The 14,449-nt window shown below is 73.6% G+C and carries 14 protein-coding genes; 2 read left to right on the plus strand and 12 right to left on the minus strand.

The window, feature by feature from the left end:
* Positions 1-3: 3 nt before the first annotated feature.
* On the minus strand, positions 4-444 hold the full coding sequence (locus AC6H2I_RS13280; RefSeq protein WP_497501123.1) for a VOC family protein: 441 nt from the start codon (positions 442-444) through the stop codon (positions 4-6).
* Entirely contained in the window at positions 441-1,151 is a 711-nt protein-coding gene (locus AC6H2I_RS13285) for a type 1 glutamine amidotransferase domain-containing protein (RefSeq protein WP_497501124.1), read from the minus strand. The genes AC6H2I_RS13280 and AC6H2I_RS13285 overlap by 4 nt, the downstream gene beginning before the upstream one ends.
* 98 nt (positions 1,152-1,249) lie before the next feature.
* On the opposite strand from AC6H2I_RS13285, the gene AC6H2I_RS13290 reads away from it, so the two are divergent.
* Positions 1,250-2,140, plus strand: coding sequence for a LysR family transcriptional regulator (locus AC6H2I_RS13290; RefSeq protein WP_497501125.1), 891 nt, complete (start codon positions 1,250-1,252; stop codon positions 2,138-2,140).
* 79 nt (positions 2,141-2,219) lie between these two features.
* Positions 2,220-3,368 (plus strand): THUMP domain-containing class I SAM-dependent RNA methyltransferase, encoded by a 1,149-nt coding sequence (locus AC6H2I_RS13295; RefSeq protein ID WP_497501126.1) that lies wholly within the window; start codon positions 2,220-2,222, stop codon positions 3,366-3,368.
* Between the two features lie 13 nt (positions 3,369-3,381).
* Here AC6H2I_RS13295 and AC6H2I_RS13300 read toward each other — a convergent pair whose 3' ends face one another.
* The 10 genes from AC6H2I_RS13300 to AC6H2I_RS13345 all read right to left on the minus strand — a co-directional run bounded on the left by AC6H2I_RS13300 (position 3,382) and on the right by AC6H2I_RS13345 (position 14,274).
* Positions 3,382-3,642: a DUF6455 family protein gene (locus AC6H2I_RS13300; protein ID WP_497501127.1), complete on the minus strand. Its 261-nt coding sequence runs from the start codon at positions 3,640-3,642 to the stop codon at positions 3,382-3,384.
* Positions 3,643-3,766: 124 nt separating this feature from the next.
* Entirely contained in the window at positions 3,767-4,081 is a 315-nt protein-coding gene (locus AC6H2I_RS13305) for an Rdx family protein (protein WP_497501128.1), read from the minus strand.
* Positions 4,082-4,104: 23 nt separating this feature from the next.
* Entirely contained in the window at positions 4,105-4,911 is an 807-nt protein-coding gene (locus AC6H2I_RS13310) for an EAL domain-containing protein (RefSeq protein WP_497501129.1), read from the minus strand.
* Between the two features lie 77 nt (positions 4,912-4,988).
* Positions 4,989-6,194 (minus strand): polyhydroxyalkanoate depolymerase, encoded by a 1,206-nt coding sequence (gene phaZ, locus AC6H2I_RS13315; protein WP_497501130.1) that lies wholly within the window; start codon positions 6,192-6,194, stop codon positions 4,989-4,991.
* Positions 6,195-6,391: 197 nt separating this feature from the next.
* Positions 6,392-6,688, minus strand: coding sequence for a DUF3325 family protein (locus tag AC6H2I_RS13320; protein ID WP_497501131.1), 297 nt, complete (start codon positions 6,686-6,688; stop codon positions 6,392-6,394).
* A complete protein-coding gene (locus tag AC6H2I_RS13325; RefSeq protein ID WP_497501132.1) occupies positions 6,685-8,268 on the minus strand; it encodes a PepSY-associated TM helix domain-containing protein in 1,584 nt (527 codons plus the stop codon). Before AC6H2I_RS13325 ends, AC6H2I_RS13320 begins: the two co-directional genes overlap by 4 nt.
* Entirely contained in the window at positions 8,265-8,555 is a 291-nt protein-coding gene (locus tag AC6H2I_RS13330; RefSeq protein WP_497501133.1) for a DUF3649 domain-containing protein, read from the minus strand. The genes AC6H2I_RS13325 and AC6H2I_RS13330 overlap by 4 nt, the downstream gene beginning before the upstream one ends.
* Positions 8,552-9,280: a cobalt ABC transporter substrate-binding protein gene (locus AC6H2I_RS13335; RefSeq protein WP_497501134.1), complete on the minus strand. Its 729-nt coding sequence runs from the start codon at positions 9,278-9,280 to the stop codon at positions 8,552-8,554. The genes AC6H2I_RS13330 and AC6H2I_RS13335 overlap by 4 nt, the downstream gene beginning before the upstream one ends.
* A 26-nt stretch (positions 9,281-9,306) precedes the next feature.
* Positions 9,307-11,787 carry a TonB-dependent siderophore receptor gene (locus tag AC6H2I_RS13340; protein ID WP_497501135.1) on the minus strand — a complete coding sequence of 827 codons (2,481 nt, stop codon included), beginning with the start codon at positions 11,785-11,787 and terminating at the stop codon, positions 9,307-9,309.
* Positions 11,788-12,270: 483 nt separating this feature from the next.
* On the minus strand, positions 12,271-14,274 hold the full coding sequence (locus AC6H2I_RS13345) for a methyl-accepting chemotaxis protein (protein WP_497501136.1): 2,004 nt from the start codon (positions 14,272-14,274) through the stop codon (positions 12,271-12,273).
* Between the last annotated feature and the right edge of the window lie 175 nt (positions 14,275-14,449).

The raw sequence follows: 14,449 nt of genomic DNA on the forward strand, positions 1-14,449 counted from the left end.
TGGTCACCAGGTGCCGGTGTTGGGCATGGACACCCACGGTTCGGCCGGGACGAGCGGCTCGCCCTCCTGGAGAAGCTCGATGGAGATGCCGTCCGGCGTCTTCACGAAGGCCATGTGGCCGTCGCGCGGCGGCCGGTTGATGGTCACCCCGGCGTCCCGCAGGGTCCGGCAGGTGGCGTGGATGTCCGCCACCCGGTAGGCGAGATGGCCGAAGTTGCGGCCGCCGGCGTAGCCCGTCTCGTCCCAGTTCCAGGTCAGCTCGAGCAGCGGCGCCTTGGCCTCCAGCGCGCTGTCGCGGTCTTCGTCGGCGGCCAGGAAGATCAGGGTGAAGCGGCCCGCCTCGTTCTCGATCCGGCGGGTCTCCCGCAGGCCCAGCAGCGCGAAGAAGCGCAGGCTCGCCTCCGGGTCGCTGACCCGCAGCATGGTGTGCAGGTACCGGGTCATGACGCCCCCCCGGCCGCGCGCAGCGCGTCGAGCACCAGCTCCGCCACCGGGGTGGCGGAGGCCGGGTTCTGGCCCGTCACCAGGGTGCCGTCGCGCACCGCGAAGGGCGCGAAGTCCGGCCCGCTCTCGTAGCGCGCCCCGAGGTCGCGAAGGCGGCGTTCCAGGAGGAACGGCACGGCCCGGTCGAGGCCGGCGGCACGCTCCTCGCTGTCGGTGAAGCCGGCGACCCGGCGGCCCGCCACCAGCGGCGCGCCGTCGGCCCGGGTCGCCGACACCAGGCCGGCCGGGCCGTGGCAGACCGCGGCCACCACCTTGCCGCGGGCGTCGAAATCGGCGACCAGCCGGGCCAGCGCCGCGCTGCCCGGGTAGTCGAACATGGTGCCGTGGCCGCCCGGCAGGAACACCGCGTCGAAGCCCGACGGGTCGAGGGTGTCGAAGGCCGGCGTCGCCCGCAGCGCCGCCTGGAGCGTGGCGTCGGCGAGGCCGCGTTCCACCGAGGCGTCGTTCTCGCCGACCGGCTTGACGCTGCGCGGGTCGACCGGCACGGCGCCGCCGGCGACCGAGGCCAGGGTCACCGCGGCGCCGGCGTCGACGAAGGCATAGTAGGGGGTCGTCAGCTCCTCCAGCCAGAGGCCGGTGGGCTCGTCCCCGGCGCCCATGCGGGCTGCCGAGGTGGTGATGACGAGGATGGTGGGCGGGGTCGGCATCGCTCTCTCCTGACTCGATCCGGCCCGGAGCGTACCCTTGACTTTCGCCGCGGACCTCTCATGGTTTCGGCGCCCAGCCATAAGGGAATTTATGGGACATGTCGCTCATCCACCTCCGCACCTTCGTCGAGGTGCACCGCCAGCGCTCCATCAGCAAGGCGGCACGGGTGCTGGGTCTGACCCAGCCCGCGGCGTCCGGCCACATCGCCTCGCTCGAGGCCCAGCTTGGCCGGACCCTGTTCGAGCGCCACGCCCGCGGCGCCCTCCCCACGGCGGTGGCCGACGACCTCGCCGCCAGCCTCGGCCAGACCCTGGACCGGGCCGAGGCCGCGCTGTCGGCGGCCAAGGCGCGCTCGGCCCGCCTGTCGGGCGTCGTGCACCTGGCCGGACCGTCGGACTTCCTGACGGAGTGCGTGGCGCCCCTGCTGCCGCGCCTGCTTGAGTGCGGTCTGGAGCTGCGGGTGCAGGTCGGCGGCAAGGAGACGATCTACGGGCTGCTGCTGGACGGCAAGGTCGACCTGGCCCTCACCGCCTCCCTGCCCGACGACCGCCGCCTGGCCCACCAGCGGGTCGGCGACGAGGAGCTGGTGGCGGTCGCCGCCCCGGTGCAGGCGGACCGCATCATCGAGGCCGGCGCGCTGGCGGCGGCACTCGACGCGGTGCCCCACGTGGCCTACGACGCCGACCGCCCGCTGCTGCGCACCTGGCTGGCGGCCAACGGCCTGCCGCCGCTCGCCGGCGCGGCGGTGGCCACGGCGCCCGACCTGCGGCTCCTGCGCGCCCTGGTGGTCAGCGGCGCGGGATGGACGGTGCTTCCCGACTACCTGTGCCGCGGCCAGCTGGCCGACGGCCGGCTGGTGGAGATCGCGCCGCCCCGCCAGCGGCCGTGCAACGCCTTCTATCTCGCCTGGGCGAAGTCGGCCCTGCGCCACCCCCGCGTCGCCTTCGCCCGCGAGCGGCTGGCCGCCTCGCTGCTCGAAGGGCTGTGAGGGGCGCGGCACCCGGCGGAATGGCGGGGCGGCCGAGAAAGCCGTCGCTGCCGGCCCGCCGGCGCGCTATGTAGGCGCCATGGACCGTCCCGACACCTTCGAGATCTACCTCGTCGCCACCCCCGGCCTGGAATTCGCGCTGTGCGCGGAGGCCGGGGAGAAGGGCTTCGCCGACCCCGTGCCGGGCAAGGGCGGGGTCACCGTCCGCGGCGGCTGGGCCGAGGTCTGGCGCGCCAACCTGGTGCTGCGCGGGGCCACCCGCGTGCTGGCCCGGGTCGCCAGCTTCCGCGCCTTCCACCTGGCCCAGCTCGACAAGCGGGCGCGCCGGGTGGCCTGGGGGGAGATCCTGCGGGCCGACGAGCCGGTGCGGGTCGAGGTGTCCTGCAAGGGCTCGCGCATCTACCACGCCGGCGCCGCCGGGCAGCGGATCGAGCGGGCGATCCACGAGGAGCTGGGGGCGCCGATCGCCCGCGACGCGGTGGTCTGCCTGAAGGCGCGCATCGACGACGACCTCTGCACCATCAGCGTCGACGCCTCGGGCGAGTCCCTGCACAAGCGCGGCCACAAGGAGGCGGTCCACAAGGCGCCGCTGCGCGAGACCCTGGCGGCGCTTCTGCTGCGCCAGTGCGGGTTCGACGGGCGGGAGCCGGTGGTCGATCCCATGTGCGGGTCCGGCACCTTCGTCATCGAGGCCGCGGAGATCGCCGCCGGCCTGGCGCCCGGGCGCACGCGCGCCTTCGCCTTCGAACGCCTTGCCGCCTTCGACGCCGCCGCGTGGCAGCGCCTGCGCGACGCGGCCGGAGGTGCGGCCGGGGACGCCGCCGGGGATGCCGTGCCGCCGGCGGAGGCGCCGGTGCGGTTCCACGGCAGCGACCGCGACGCCGGGGCGGTGGCGATGAGCCGGGCCAACGCGGCGCGCGCCGGCGTCGCGGCCCTGACGGGCTTCCGCCAGCACGCGGTGAGCGACCTCGTCCCGCCGGAGGGGCCGCCGGGGCTGGTCGTCGTCAACCCGCCCTACGGGGCCCGCATCGGCGAGCGCAAGCCCCTGGTCGGCCTCTACCACGCGCTCGGCCAGACGCTGCTGACGCGGTTTGCCGGCTGGCGGGTCGGCGTTCTCACCAACGAGGCGTCGCTGGCCCAGGCCACCGCCCTGCCGTTCGGCCCGCCGCCCGCCCCCATCTCCAACGGCGGGCTGCGGGTGACGCTCTACACCACCGGCCCGCTGTGAGCCGGTCGCCGCGTCACGCGGCGGCGTGCCCGGCGTCCTCGCGCAGCAGGTCGAAGCGCGCGGCGTTGGGGCAGAAGTGGCGGTAGGCCTCGTCCGCGGCCGATCCGGCCAGCCAGGCGCGGCAGTCCTTGGCGCTTCGGCACAGCATGCAGGTCCGCGCCATCGTGCCGTAGCGCTCGGCGCCGCCGCCGGCGCAGGCCGCGGGCACGTCGATCTCCAGGCGCCGGGCCATCGCCCCGATCAGCTCCGCGCGGGCGTCCATCCACTCGAACATTTGAGGGCCTCTCCGATCCTGCCACAGGCCCCCTTCCTGCCATGGAACGGCGCCGGCGCGGTTTGACCGAGATCAACGCCGGACGCGCGCCGGCGGCAGGGCTGCCGCGCGTCGTGCGCCGCGCTCACGGGGTGGCGCGCCCCGCGGCCCGGTCGACGTGGCCCAGCGGCTTGTCGGGGGCGATGCGGTCGCGCACCCGGACCTTGAGTTCGGTGATCTCGGGGAACCGCCCCTCGTCCTGGCGCGACCACAGCACGGCGCCGTCGCACCGCACCTCGAAGACGCCGCCGGTGCCCGGCACCAGGGTGACGCCGCCCAGCTCCTCCTCGAAGGTGGAGAGCAGCTCCTGCGCCATCCACGCCGCGCGCAGCAGCCAGCGGCACTGGCGGCAGTACGCGATCGCGACGGTCGGCCGGCCGGCGGCCTGATCTCCAGCCATGGTCGTGACTCCCGGGCGCCGGGTCAGCTGCCCGCCGGCCGCAGCGGCGGCAGCGCCTCGAAGGCGGGACGGGCGAAATGGTAGCCCTGCATGAGCGAGACGCCAAGGTCGGCCAGCGCCGCCGCCTCGTCCGCCGTCTCCACCCCCTCGGCGATGGGCACGATCGCCAGCTCCTCGCACACGTTCAGCACGCCGCGCACGATGGCCCGGCGCACCCGGTCGGCGTCGATGCCGCGGGTCAGCTCCATGTCCAGCTTGATGATGTCGGGGCGGAACTCCGCCAGCAGGTTGAGGCCGGAATAGCCGGCGCCGAAATCGTCGATGGCGGTCATGAACCCCTGGCGGGCGTATTCCGTGAAGATCGCCTGGAGATGCCGGCGGTCGAGCACCCGCTCGCCCTCGGTCACCTCGAAGATGATGCGGTCGGTCGGCAGGGCGAACCGGCGCGCGGCGCGCAGCGTCGCCTGGATGCAGGCCGCCGGCTCGTACACCGCGTTGGGCAGGAAGTTGATGCTGAGGCGGGCCGGCAGCCCCAGCCGCACCGCCAGCTCGATGGCCTTGGTCCGGCAGGCCTGGTCGAAGGCGTAGCGGTTGGTGTCGTCGACGGCCCCCAGCACCGTCGCAGCCCCCTCGCCGCGCGCACCGCGCACCAGCGCCTCGTGGCCCCAGGCCGCGCCGCTGCGCACGTCGACGATCGGCTGGAACGCCATGGAGAACGGCACGGGGAACGCCTGGCCGCACAGACCACCGCACCCGCCCGGCCGCGCCTCCGCCGCGCCGCCCCCCGACGCCGAGCCGCCACCGCCATGCCCCGTCATCGCACCCGCCATGCCGCCCCTCCGGTTGAGCGGCTGCATATGGGAAGAGGGCGGCAAGGCGAAAAGACCGGACGCCCCGGACTATGCCGTCAGGCGGCGGCGAAGGTCCGCGCGAGCTGCGGCAGGATGCCCTTGCGGTAGCGCGACCCGCTGAACACGCCGTAGTGACCGACGCCCTCCTGGACGTGGTGGGCCTTCATCGAGTCCGGCAGGTTGGGCAGCAGGCGGTGGGCGGCGACGGTCTGGCCGGGGGCGCAGATGTCGTCCTTCTCGCCCTCCACCGTCAGCAGCCGCACCCGGTCGATGGCGCCGAGGTCCACGGTGCGGTCCCGCCAGGTGAAGCGCCCGTGCGCCATGTCGCGGCGCTGGAACACCCGGTCGATGGTCTCCAGGTAGAACTCCGCCGTGAGGTCGAGCACCGACAGGTACTCGTCGTAGAAGTCGGTGATGCGCTCCGCCGCGTCACCGTCCATCATCGACAGGTGGCGGAACAGGTCGAGGTGCTGCTTGAGGTGGCGGTCCATCTGCGTCGACATGAAGCCGGCGAGCTGGACCATGCCCGGGTAGACGCGGCGGAAGCGGCCGGGGTAGCGCGACGGCACCCGGTGGATCAGCTTGCGCTCGAACGACCGCAGGCTGTGCTTGAGGGCGAAGCGGGTCACCTCGGTCTCGGCGGCGCCGGGGTCGATCGGGCCGGACATCAGGGCCATGCTCTGCGGCAGGCCCGGCCCGCCGCCGTCCTCGCTCAGCAGCGCCACCGCCGCCAGCACCGGCACGCAGGGCTGGCACACCGCCAGCACGCTGAACGGCCCGCCGGCGCCGACGACGGCCATCACCTCCAGCACGTAGTCGATGTACTCGTCCAGGCCGAAGCGGCCCTCCGACAGCGGCACCTGCTTGGCGTCGAGCCAGTCGGTGACGAACACCTCGTGCTCGCCGACCAGGGATTCCACGGTGCCGCGCAGCAGCGTGGCGTGGTGCCCCGACAGCGGCGCGAAGATCACCACCCGCGGCGCGTCGGGCCGGCCGGCGGCGAAATGCAGCAGGTTGCAGAACGGCCGGCGCCACACCACCGCCTCGTCCACGCCGACGCCGAAGACCGGCTTGTCGTAAACGCGGGTCACCCGCTCCAGCATCCCGAAGCCGGCGGCGTACACCCGCGCCGCCTCGCTGAACGGGGCGAAGTGGGACGGCATGGCCAGCGCCGGCTGCAACATCGTCTGCCCCAGCCGCCCCGCCCAATTCATGGGCGCGAACAGTGCATGCCGGGTGAGGTCATGGAGTTCGTACAGCATTTCTTGTCGCGTCTGTTGGTGGAAGGGGAGCGGCGGATTTGGTATGGAGTCACACAGTTTGTGACTCGAACATATAGGCTTCCATACCAGCCTGCAAACCCCATGGCCCCGCATCAGGCGAATGGCAGCATTGCGCAGTGCAGCAGAAGCCGGGCGCCGCGTGTCGCGGCCGCGGCAACAATGATGGCGGCGCGGCCCTACCGGCGGGCCGCCGCCGGCGCCCGGCGCCGCGCCACGGCGATGAGGGCGCCGTGCACGACGCCGGCGCCCAGGCTGGTGTGGCCGCTGAACATGACCAGCCCGAGGCCCCAGCCCCGCCAGTCGACCAGGGCGTGCAGCGCCAGCAGCAAGGCGCCGGCGCCGGCGGTGCGCAGCGCGCGCGTGGCGGCCACCGCCAGCGCGCGGCCGAACACGGCGTGCTGCGGACGGTCCATGGCGAGGGCCAGAGCGGCGAATCCGGCGACGCACAACGCGGCGGACAGCAGATGGGTCATGCGCCACCGCCGCCGCGCGCCGGCCGCGGTGCGCCGCGCCGCCCGGTCGCCCGGACCGCCACCACGGCGTGGAGCGCGGCCAAGGCCCAGCACATGAGGTCGACGCCGGCGAACACCCAGTCGCCCTGGGCCAGGCTGTGCCACAGCGGCCGCGGCGTGGTCAGGGCGTTGACCACGGGCAGCAGCGCCAGCAGCGCCGACGCCGCCCACAGCTGCTCCACCCAGGCCGCCGTGGCCGGGCGCAGCGCGGCGTGGAGCAGCGTCGCCGCCCAGACCACGAAGAAGGCATGGATCTCCCAGGCGCCGCGCCCCTCCAGCCCGGTCGGCAGCAGGCGGTTGGCCCACAGGAAGGCGGTCATGGCGACCGAGAGGCCGGCGACGCCGGCGATGTTCAGCCGCTCCACCGCCCGGACGCCGAGGTGGGGGCGGAGCGGATCGGCCAGCGTCTGCCGCCGCTTGACCGTCCACATCACCAGCCCTGTTCCGACCATGGCGGTCCCGGCCAGGCTGACCAGGAAATAGAGCCAGCGGGTGACGGTGTCGCTGAAGCGGCCGAGGTGCAGGGCGTACAGCACGCCGCGGGTCTCGGCCGCAGCGCCCACCGCCTCGTGGACCTCCAGCAGCGCCCCGCTGGCGCCGTCGAACAGCAGGTACTGGGGGCTCATGGAGACGCGGCCGGCCTCGCCGCGCACCACCGCCACCCGCGCCGCCGCGTCGCCGGGGTGGGTGGCGGTGACCCGGCCGATGTTGTGCGCCCCCCATCGCGCCTGGGCCTGGCGGACCATCCCGGCGACGGAGGCCAGCGGTGCGGCCTCGCCGCTGGCCTTGCCGGGCTGGATGAAGGCGCTGAGCTGGGCGGTGTACGCCTGGCGCTCCGCCGGAGTCTCGATGGCCGCCCGCTCGCCCCACGGCACGTACAGCGCCATCAGGGTGACCAGCCCGGTGTAGGTGATCATCAGGTGGAACGGCAGCCCGAACACCGAGAGCGCGTTGTGCGCGTCGAGCCAGGAGCGCTGGCCCTTGCCCCAGCGGAAGGTGAAGAAGTCGACGAAGATCTTCTTGTGGACGATCACCCCGCTGACGATGGCCACCAGCATGAACATGGCCGCGGCCCCGGCCAGCCAGCGGCCCCAGATCACCGGCATGTAGTGGAACTGGAAGTGGAAGCGGTAGAAGAACTCGCCGCCCATGGTGTCGCGGGCCGTCAGCTCGGCGCCGGTGGCGGGGTCGAAACTGGCCTCGCGGAACGGCCGCTGCCCCGGTGCCGGGGTGGCGATGCGCCAGAAGACGGAGGCGCTGTTGGTGCGCGCGTCGGGCAGGCGCACGCTCCATTGCCGGCTGCCCGGCGCCACCGTGGCGAGCCGGTCGGCGACGCGCTGGGCGACCCCGGCCGGGTCGGGCACGGCCGCCTGGGCCGCCAGCTCCGGGCGCATCCACTGGGACAGCTCGTCCTTGAAATAGGACACGGTCCCGGTGAGGAACATGGCGTAGAGCACCCAGCCCAGCAGCAGTCCGGCCCAGGTGTGCAGACCGGACATGCTCTGGCGCAGGCCGCGTGGCGCGGGCGTCCGGCGGGTCATGCCGACGCCCACACCGACGCCGCCGCCGCCAGCAGCGGCGCCGCGGCCAGGAGCAGACCGGCCCAGGCGCGCCCGGCGCTGCGCGCCGCGAACACCCAGACCACCGCCCCGGCGTAGACGGCGAAACTCACGAGCATGCCGGCGATCACCGCCTGGCGCTCGTCGACCGGCAGCGCCAGCACGGCCACGCTGGCCAGCGCCGCCAGGGCGTAGCCGCCGAGCAGCGCGGCGACGATGCGCGCGACGAGCGGGCCGACGGCGCGCCGGCGGTCTGCCGGCACCGTCATGGGTTGGGCGGCGCCGCCGGCCCTGCGGGCACCGCCGGCAGCCCCTCGGGGCTGGCATAGGTGACCGAGGTGACGTAGGTGACCCCGTCGTAGGCCTCCGCGCCGTTCGCCCCGGCGCGCTCCCCCGGCGTGGCGTCGTCGACGCTGACCTCGGCCACGTACGGCCCTTGCCAGGGCATGTCGAAGCGGACCAGGCCCTGCTCGTCGGTGCGGCCCTCCTTGCGCCAGCCGGACGGCGTCACCAGGGTCACCGTGGTCTCGGCCTTGGGCTCGCCCTTGAAGAACAGCTTGAACCGCCCGGGCTCGCCGGCCGGCACCAGGTCGAGGGCGAGCCTGGGCGGCTGCTCGGCGAAGCCGGTGATCAACCGCGCCGCCGGCCGGTACCAGCTGGTGACCGCGCGGCTCCCGTTCGTCCAGGTGTAGAGCGGGTAGTGCGCGTCCTCGGCGACGATGCTCTCGCCCGCCGCCGCCGCGAAGGGCAGCGTGAAGCCCGTTGCCGTCTTGACGGCGTCGGCGCTGCGCTCGCCGACGGCGGCGGAGACCAGCGTGCCGGCCGGCCGGCCCATCTTGTCGAGCAGGCCGGGCGAGGCCTCGCGCAGGTTGTCGCCGAACTCGCCGAAGCGGATCACCGCGCCCCGGTCGTCGGGCTGCTCGATCCACAGCTGGTGGGCCTGCGCCGGCAGGGCGAGGGCGATCGCACAGGCGGCGGCGAAAAGCCTGGTCATGGCGGACCCCGCGCGGTGGTGACGCATCAGAAGTCCATCGACGCGGACAGCAGCACGGTGCGCGGCGAGCCGACGGTCACGTAGGTGCCGGTGGTCAGCCAGTACGCCTCGTCGAAGAGGTTCTCGACGGTGGCCCGCAGGGTGAGCGGGTTGCCGGCCAGAACGGTCTCGTAGCGGGCGCCGATGTCGACCCGGGTCCAGCCGTCGAAGCGCAGCGTGTTCTCGTTGGTCAGGTACGAGCCCGAGGTGTGGATCACCCGGCCGTTCAGCGAGAGGCCCTCCAGCCACGGCGTGTCCCACTCCAGGCCGGCCGAGACGGTCGTGTCCGGCACGCCGGCGGCGTCGTTGCCCTCTTCCGCGGCGACCGCCGTGCGGCTCAGCTCCGGCTTCAGGAAGGTGGCGCTGGCGATGCCGCGCAGGCCCGGCACGACCTCGCCGAACGCCGACAGCTCCAGGCCGCGGTTGCGCTGCTCGCCGTCGTAGGCCAGCTCGTTGGCGGCGGTGGTGATCGAGTTCGGGCGCGACAGCTGGAACACCGCGGCGGTGGTCGTGACGGTGCCCCAGTCGACCTTCACGCCGGCCTCGACCTGCTCGGACTTGAACGGGGCGAGCACCTCGCCGGCGTTGGCGTAGCCGGCGCCGACGATGGTGCCGCGGGTCAGTCCCTCGGCGTAGCTGGCGTAGACCGAGACGGTCTCCAGGGGCTTGACGACGAGGCCGGCGAGCGGCGTCGTGGCGCTGGCGTCGTAGGTGGAGGTCTTCGCCCCGGTCGCCGTGCTGTAGCTGTCGACCTTCACCTTCTGGTCGCGCACGCCCAGGGTCAGCAGCACGCGCTCGTCCAGGAACGACAGGGTGTCGGCGATCGCGACGCTGGTCAGCGTGGTTTCCGACGACCGCTGCGGCTCGGTGCGCGGCGCCGTGGTGACGGGCAGCGCCACCGGCGCGTAGATGTTGGAGACGACGGCGTCGGCGGACTGGATGTAGGCGTTGCCGGCCTCCTGCTGGAAGCCGGTGAAGCCGACGCTGAGGGCATGGCCGACCGGCCCCGTGGCGAAGCGCCAGCGCGCGCCCACCGTGCCGCTGACCGTCTCGCTGTACGAATCGTACCAGGAGTTGCGGACCGTGAAGGTGCCGAGGTCGTCGGCCCCGGGACGGGCCACCGGGAACATCTGGTCGTTGGTGCCGTCGCGGTAGCCGATGGCGGCGTACGCGGTCAGCTGGTCGGTCAGGTCGAACTCGACCCGGGTGGCGACCGTCGTGTCCTTCTGGACCAGCGTCGTGCCCGGGAACCAGTTGCTGTCGGCGTCGGGCGGCGACGGGATGGCGGTGACGGTGGGCAGGATGGAGATCTGCGGGCGGAAGCCGTCGGTGTCGTCGCGCTGGAACATGGCGTCCAGCGACCAGCGCAGCCGCTCCCCGCGGTAGTCGATCGCGGCGGCGCCGAGCACGGTCTGGACGTTGCCGTCCTCGATCGAGGCCTCGCCGTCGCGCAGCAGCGCGTTGACCCGCACGCCCCATTCCTTGTTCGCGCCGAAACGGCGCCCGACGTCGGCGTGGACGCCGAAATTGGCGTCGCCGATGTAGGTCGTGGTCAGCCGCGTGAGCGGCTCGTCACCGGCCCGCTTGGACGCGATGTTGATGCCGCCGCCGATGCTGCCGTTGGGCGGGATGCCGTTGATCAGGGCGCTCGGCCCCTTCATCAGCTCGATGCGCTCGATGATCTGCGCCGGGACGCGGTTGGACGACACCAGACCGTACAGCCCGTTGAAGCCGACGTCGCCGGAAGGGACGGCGAAACCGCGGATCTGGAAGGTGTCGTCGAAGCCGTTGCTGCCCGTGGTCAGGCGCACCGACGCGTCGTTGACCAGGGTGTCGGCCGCGGTGCGCGCCTGCTGGTCCTCGATCAGGTCGGCGGTGTAGTTCACCGTGCTGAACGGCGTGTCCATGATGTCCCGGGTGCCGAGCAGGCCCAGCGACCCGCCCTCGGCCACCTGGCCGCCGGCGTAGGGCGCCGGCAGGTCGCCCGCCGCCGTGCCGGCGCTGGCCGTCACCTGCAGGGCCGGCAGGGTCACGGCGCCGGACGGCGCCGCCGCCGCCGCCACCAGCGCGTAGCTGGAGCCGGCGCGGCCGAGCTGGTAGCCGCTGCCGGCCAGCAGGCGGCGGAAGCCGTCCTCGACGGTGGTCGTCCCGGTCACCCCGGGCGCGCTCTTGCCGCGGACCTGGTCGGGATCGACGGCGATGGCGACCCCGGCCTGGGCGGCGAAGCGGTTCAGCGAATCGCCCAGCGGCCCCGGCGGAACGTTGGCGACGACCGCGGCCGGGGCGCCCGGCGCCTGGGCAAGGACCGCCGACGGCAGGACGAGGCCGCCCGCCAGCACCGCACCGGCCAGGTGGACCGCCACGGCAAGCGGGCGCAGGCCGGCATGGGAGGCGTCGGACGCGCCGCGCGGGTCGTTGCGGAGGGGGCGGGGATGGCGCAACGCAGCCTCTCCGTGGGGTCGCTTCATGGGTGCCGGGTCCTCTACCAAACGTCTGTCTCGGTGGCGCAACGACAGCGACCGGCACGGCCGGTCCGGGGGATGTCACGCCGGTGCGGGGTGTCGCGAATGCGAGTAAGTTTCATTATCTTGCACCGACGGGACTTGCAACAGGTGTCTGGCGGGGGCGCCGCACGCCGCCGCACCGGCGTGCGTTTCCGGCGGCGCGGCGGTCGGCGCCGGCGAACCCGGCCGGTGGCCGCCGTATTGCCGGTTGTCCTTGGGCGCCGATGGGCGTCCGCGCCCGATCGGCGAACCGCCGCCGGCCGTGGCGCGGCAGGCCGCGAGTCGGCGTGGCCGGGCCGCCGGGCTCCCGGCGGCCGGCCCCGGGTCCCGCCCACGCCGAAACGCCACCCCACGGGTCCGTGGGATGGCGTTGGGACGGGGCGGTGTTGGGCGGGGCGGTGTTGGCGCGGGGCGGTGTTGGCGCGGGGTAGCGGGGCCCCCCGCGGGTTACGCCGCCTTCACCGCGCCCAGGAAGCGGGAGACCTCGCCGGTGAGCGACGCCGAGCGGGTTTCGATTCCGCCGGCGGCGGCGAGCACCTGACCGGCCGCCGCGCCGGTTTCCGCCGCCGCCTGGCGGACGCCGACGATGGTGGTGGTGACGTCCTGGGTGCCCGCCGCGGCCTGCTGCACGTTGCGGGCGATCTCCTGGGTCGCCGCCCCCTGCTCCTCCACCGCCGACGCGATGGCCGTGGCGATCTCGTTGAGGCGGCCGATGGTGCTGGCGATCGAGCGGATGGCCTGGACCGCCTGGCCGGCGGCGGACTGCACCTGCTGGATCTGGCCGGAGATCTCCTCGGTGGCGCGGCCGGTCTGGTTGGCCAGTTGCTTGACCTCGCTGGCGACCACGGCGAAGCCCTTGCCGGCCTCGCCGGCCCGCGCCGCCTCGATCGTCGCGTTCAGCGCCAGCAGGTTGGTCTGGCTGGCGATGTTGTTGATCAGATCGACCACGTCGCCGATCCGTGCGGTGGCGCTGGACAGGGTTTCGACGATTCCGTTGGTGCGCTCCGCCTCGCTCTGCGCCTCGCCGGAGATGCGGGCGCTCTCGGCCACCTGGCGGGTGATCTCGGCGATGGAGCTGGACAGCTCCTCGGCCGCCGTCGCCACCGTCTGGACGTTGGCCGACGCCTCTTCGGCCGCCCCCGCCACGGCGATCGCCTGGCTGTTGGTCTGGTTCGACAAGGCCGACATGGACTGGGCGGCGCCGCGCATCTGCACGCTGGCCGAGCCGAGCTGCGACACCAGCCCCTGCACGTCGGCCTCGAACGCGGACATCAGCCGCTCCAGGGTCGCCGCCCGGCGCTCGCGCGCCTGGCGGGCCGTCTCCTGCTCCGCCTCCAGGCGGCGGCGCTCCAGGCCGTTGGCCTTGAACACCTCCACCGCACGGGCCATGGCGCCGATCTCGTCGCGGTGGTCGACATGCGGCACCGCGGTGTCGAGGTCGCCGTCGGCGAGGGTGCGCATCGCCCCGGTGATGGCGCCCATGGGCCGGGTGAGCGAGCGCGCGACGACGAAGGAGCACAGCACGCCGAACAGGACGGCGACGATGCCGAGCCCGGCCTGGACATACTCCGCCCGCTGCATCGCCGCAACCGCCTGCGGGCCGAGGGTGTCCTGCTCGCGGACCAGGCTGGCCCGCATCTCCGTGGCCATCTCGGTGATGGTCTGTCCGGCCGGGTTCAGGGTGTCGGTGACCACCCCCTGCAGGGTGCGCAGGGAGTCCGCCTTCTCGGCGAAGGCGGCGCGGTAGGTGGCGAACCGCCCGGCCGCCGCCGCCGCCGCGGCGCGGCGCTCCGGATTCTCCAGTTCGGCCTGGAGCGCCGCCAGGGCGTCGGCGAACTGGGTGAACTCCGCCTCGACCCGGTCGGCGGTCGCGGCGTCGCGGCGCGTGTCGAAGCGCAGGGAGTAGAGCCGGGCGAGAAGCAGGTGGCGCAGCGCCTGACCGGCGCGGACCGCGGCGACGGCGTCGCCGTCCTCCTCGGCCCCGCGCATGATGGCGGTCATCGCCTGTTCGATCAGGGGACCGTTGACGTCGAGCGTCTCGGCGGACAGGGCGCCGGCGCGGTCGCTGGCGACGACGATCCGGCCGAACGCCTCCTCGTAGGTGTCGAGCGCCGCGCGCGCCGCGCCGAGCAGGCGCCGCCGCTCCGGATTCTGGAACTCCCGCTCCGCCCTTTCCAGCAGCCCGCGGACCCCGGCGACCTCCGCCGTCACGCGCGCCGCGTCCTCCTTGGTGCCGGTCAGCAGGAAGTCCTTCACCGCCAGCCGCGCCGTGTCGATGTCGATCTCGACGCTGCTGGCCAGGTTGGCGTCACGCGCGGTCGCCCGGTAACTGGTGAACTGCTCCTCGCCGGTCAGCAACGACCACACGGCGCTGCCCGCGAGCACCAGAAGCAGCACGAGAAGAAGCCCCTGACCGAGCACAACCCGCTGCCCCACCTTCAATCGATCCATCCTCACGGCGCCCTCCTGTCGATGATCGCGACGCCGCCGCCGGACACCGACCGCGAAGCCGAAACACCCACTACTCCATTGCGGGTATACAATTCGTAAAGATGATGCCCTCGATACCGTGAACGTGGCAATATTTTAGAATTTCAATACTTCCGACACGATGTATCACGACATC

The organism is Azospirillum sp. NS33 (assembly GCF_059703765.1).